Below are 1,812 nucleotides of genomic sequence, written 5' to 3' on the forward strand. Positions count from 1 at the left end.
ACACCAATGCTGCGTTTCTGGTGAATCCCGATTTCTACTTTGATCCTGAAGAAGGGCTTTTCAGCGGCTTTCAAAAGAAAAGCGAGACCAATTTCGCAGTATTTGGCTCCTATGACAGGGACTCCTGGAGCTTTCAAAAGGACAATGACGGCATACCCAAAAGGGATACCTCCCTACAGGATCCCAACTGCGTATTCCAGCTGCTCAAGAAACACGTTGAACGATACACCCTGGACCGGGTTTCCGAAACCACTGGTACACCCAGGGACAAGCTGGAAGAGGTTTACAAGGCCTTCGCCGCCACCGGCGCTCCGGACAAATCCGGGACCAACACATACGCCATGGGCTGGACCCAGCATACCATAGCTGTCCAGCTCATCAGATCCATGGCCATGATCCAGCTGCTGCTGGGCAACGTGGGCAATGCCGGCGGCGGAGTCAACGCCCTGCGCGGAGAATCCAACGTCCAGGGATCAACCGACAGCGCCCTGCTCTATCATATCATCCCGGCCTACAATCCAACCCCCAGGGCTTCCTGGCCCACTCTGGAGGATTACAACAAGGCCAACACCCCGGTCAGCCATGATCCCAAGAGTGCCAACTGGTGGCAAAACCGGCCCAAGTACATAGCCAGCCTTTTAAAGGCCATGTATCCGGACAAGGAACCGTCTGAGAGCTATAACTACATGCCCAGGCTGGACGCAGGACAGGACTGCTCCTGGCTGGTCATGTTCGACCATATGCACCAGGGCAAGTTCAAGGGGTTGTTCGCCTGGGGCATGAACCCGGCCGTGAGCGGAGCTGATACCAACAAGACCAGGGAGGCCCTGAGCAAACTGGACTGGCTGGTCAACGTAAACATCTTCCACAACGAGACGGGTTCCTTCTGGCATGGTCCGGGCATGGACCCAGGCAGGATAAAGACCGAGGTCTTCATGCTCCCGGCAGCGGTATTCTACGAGAAAGAAGGCTCAATTACCAATTCCGGGCGCTGGGCCCAGTGGCGTTATGAAGGCCCCAAACCCCTGGGGGGCAGTAAGCGCGATGGGGACATGATGGTCATGCTGGCCAGAAGGCTCAAAGCCCTTTACCAGGAGGAAGGCGGAGAATTCCCGGAACCCATTGCCAATTTTAACCTGGACAATATAGTCACTGACGGTAAATTTGATGTAGAAAAAATGGCCAGGCTGCACAATGGCTACTTCCTCAGGGATAAGACCATCGATGGCACCACCTATAAAGCCGGCACCCAGGTGCCGAGCTTTGCTCTGCTCCAGGACGACGGATCCACTGCCTGCGGCAACTGGCTGTACTGCGGTTCCTTCACCGAGGATGGCAATTTGATGGCCCGCCGGGACAAGACCCAGACGGACATGCAGGCCAATATCGCTCTATTCCCCAACTGGTCCTGGGCCTGGCCGGTGAACAGGCGCGTGCTGTACAACCGGGCCTCTGTGGACAAGAACGGCCGGCCATACGCTCCGGACAAGGCGGTCATCAAGTGGCAGGACAACCAATGGGTGGGTGACGTACCCGACGGCGGCTGGGGACCCAGCGAGAAACACCCGTTCATAATGACCACAGAAGGCTATGGCCGCCTCTTTGGGCCGGGCCTGGTGGACGGACCATTTCCGGAACACTATGAACCCCTGGAATGTCCTTTTGAAGAGCAGCCTTTTTCAAAACAGCTGCATAACCCCGTGGCCCTGCATTTCGAAGGTGAAAAACGGGCCGTGTGCGATCCGCGCTACCCCTTTGTGGGCACTACCTACAGGGTGACCGAGCACTGGCAGTCCGGGGTCATGACCCGCT

Annotated in this window: 1 protein-coding gene; it reads left to right on the forward strand. The window is 56.9% G+C overall.

Translation table 11 applies throughout. From position 1 onward, the window contains the following. The coding region (locus D5S03_RS08390; RefSeq protein WP_287043444.1) for a molybdopterin-dependent oxidoreductase at window positions 1–1,812 on the forward strand (1,812 nt) is incomplete at both ends.

This window comes from Desulfonatronospira sp. MSAO_Bac3 (assembly GCF_003838035.1).
Taxonomy (GTDB): Bacteria; Desulfobacterota; Desulfovibrionia; order Desulfovibrionales; family Desulfonatronovibrionaceae; genus Desulfonatronospira; species Desulfonatronospira thiodismutans.